The organism is Nostoc cf. edaphicum LEGE 07299 (genome assembly GCF_015207245.1).
GTDB lineage: Bacteria > Cyanobacteriota > Cyanobacteriia > Cyanobacteriales > Nostocaceae > Nostoc > Nostoc edaphicum_B.
Window position 1 is genome coordinate 1 of record NZ_JADEXF010000965.1, and the last position, 2,687, is coordinate 2,687.

Consider the following 2,687-nt stretch of genomic DNA (forward strand, 5'->3'; position numbering starts at 1 on the left):
CAGCATTACTTTACAATTAAGGGTACGGAAGTTTTTTTGCATTAACACTTTATGTAAACGACGCATTTTTACAGAAAGGCTGACCAATGTAACCGTACCTTGGGCTAGAAGAACTCTACGTTTAGCTCAACGACTAAGTGCGATTGCTTTAGCTAATGGTGGTGCAGCAGGAGTAAGACTCTCGGAGCAATTGGGGATAAAAGTTCCTCGCAACACACTATTAAATTTAGTCCGCTCCATCCCACTACCACCAATCGTAACGCCACATAAGAACTCTTGCAAAAGTGTTTTCTGGTATAATTGAGGGTTTGGCAATTTGCGATTAGGACATCGAGGCGCAGTGAAAATAGAGAAAGCCAAACAGCTTACTGCAAAAAAATTTAAGCGAATGACTGGAGTGAGCCGTAAAACCTTTGAATTAATGGTTGATATAGTTAAAGCTGATGCTCAAAAGAAGAGGAAGCCAGGTCGCCGTCCTAAACTAATTATTGAAGACCAAGTTTTAATGGTTATTCAATATTGGAGGGAATACCGCACTTATTATCATATTGGGTTAGACTTTGGGCTTTCGGAATCTGCGGTTTGTCGAATAGTTTTTAAAATTGAAAATATTTTAGTTAAGTCAAGAAAGTTTAGTTTACCAGGTAAAAAACAATTATGGAAAATGTCCTCTGAAGAAGATGTAGTTGTAATGGATGTCACGGAGAGTCCAATTGAAAAACCTCATATTGGGCAAAAAAGATTTTTTAGCGGAAAACAAGGAGAACATACTTTAAAAACCCAGGTAATCATCCACCAAAAAAGTAGTCAAATAATTTGCTTAGGGCATGGTCAGGGAAGAATTCATGATTTTAAGCTATTTAAAAGCAGTGGGATAAAATTTGGAGAATTACTGAAAGTAATAGCGGATAAAGGCTATCAAGGAATTACTAAGATTCATCAATTAAGTAAAACACCAATTAAGAAACCAAAAGGAAAAAGGTTGACGAAAGAACAGAAAAAATACAATCGGGAACTCAATCGATTAAGAATTGTTGTTGAACACGTAAATCGTCGTCTAAAGATATTTAAAGTTTTGTCTGATAGATATCGAAATCGTCATCGACGTTTTGGGTTAAGGTCGAATTTAATTGCGGGAATTTATAATCACGAATTAGCCATATAAATAGATTAAAAATTAAATTAATCAAATAATTTCAGTAATTAATAAATAACTGAAACAACGTTTGCTGCCTTTTTTGAGTTAGCAGTTGCCTGCCGCGAGCGGAGCCATATCCTGATAATACTTGCTCAAAAAATTTTATAAACTTTTACTATTTGAATTGCCAAAAACTGAAATTAGAATAACCTATGATGATACCACAAAATATTTATGCAAGAGTTCTAAGCAACCACACTAGAAGAACAAGCAGCAGAAGATCCAACAATAGCAGAAGAGTTAGAAACTTTGCGCGATGGCGCGGGAGCGCCCGCCGTAGGCGATCGCATTGCTACTGACTCTTTCATTTACAAACTCATCAAAGCTGACCTGCAAGGAGAGGGTCAACTTCTTGAAACTGAGAAAGTACAGCGCGAACTCGCCCGGTTCGTCCAAAACGAGTGGAAAGAAATCGCCATCGGCAAAACGCTCACATTTGAACGGGCAATGGTCATTCCCTCCAAAGACCTGCAAAATGGAGAAATCTCCATCCCGCATTATCAAGACAGGGAAGAAGTTATCAACTTCCGCTCCCCTTTCCTCAACTCAAATGGTCTATGCGTCTCAACTAACAAAGTTGTAGAAGACATCCTTGGGCCTGATGGGAAACCTCTCGCAGGTGCGATCGCTGTCTCAGACGAAACAAGCGATCGCATTTATAACCGTCTAAACGAGCAAATTAAATCTGCCCTACCCGAAGCCCAAAGTAAAAATATTCAGTTAGAAGGTATTGAAAATTACTTAGATCAAAATATCGGCAAGCTCGAAACTAAAGACAAAATCGAGTTTACCAACAAATTTAATGAGTATATTTCAGAACTAAAGTCAGCTGGTTACGAACTAGAAATTCTTCCTCAAGAGTCCGAACAAGAGCGTCAGGCACGCGACTACGATGGTGATTGTATTGGCTTCGAGCGGGCAAGCAGGTATCCAAACCTCACTGCCGAGGCAAGGGAGCGCAACCTACCTGAAAACGCTTACGATCCAACTGTTAAACTCAAAAAACAATCTTTTTACCAGGAAGATGGCAGTCAGCCGGAATTTGAAGAAATCGCCATCCACATGAGCGATAGCATTAGTGTCGGTGTTATCAACAATCACCTTACCTCAATTGAGGCGTTAGAGTCAGAAATTACTATCCTGAAAAACTTTGGTAGTGAAAAAGACCAAATTGAGTACGTACAGCAGGTAGCCAAACACTACGAAGATTTATTTAAAACAGAAGCCTGCGCAAAATCCAAGGGTATTGAAGGGAAGGAGATTCCGACCAAGTATCGGGGTTACATGGAAGAGTTTATCAAAACTGTTCGGCAAGAACCCTTAAACCAGGTCAATGTACTAGTAGCAATGAATACTAACATCAAGATATACCGCGAAATGATTGCCGAGGCAGCATTTCAAAACCAAATTGCAGTTGACCTCTTCAAAAGTGCCAAAAAACCCGAAATGGAAATTATCCGCAACAACAGTCGGATTCTCCACCGGGAAG

The 2,687-nt window shown here is 39.4% G+C and carries 1 protein-coding gene and 2 pseudogenes; all 3 read left to right on the forward strand.

The window, feature by feature from the left end; genetic code table 11:
- Positions 1-268: pseudogene (locus tag IQ229_RS24365) on the forward strand (ISL3 family transposase); the annotation flags it as partial.
- Positions 269-340: 72 nt separating this feature from the next.
- Positions 341-1,165 carry an IS5 family transposase gene (locus IQ229_RS23210; protein WP_322744051.1) on the forward strand — a complete coding sequence of 275 codons (825 nt, stop codon included), beginning with the start codon at positions 341-343 and terminating at the stop codon, positions 1,163-1,165.
- A 282-nt stretch (positions 1,166-1,447) separates the two neighbouring features.
- A pseudogene (locus IQ229_RS23215) lies at positions 1,448-2,687 on the forward strand (hypothetical protein); the annotation flags it as partial.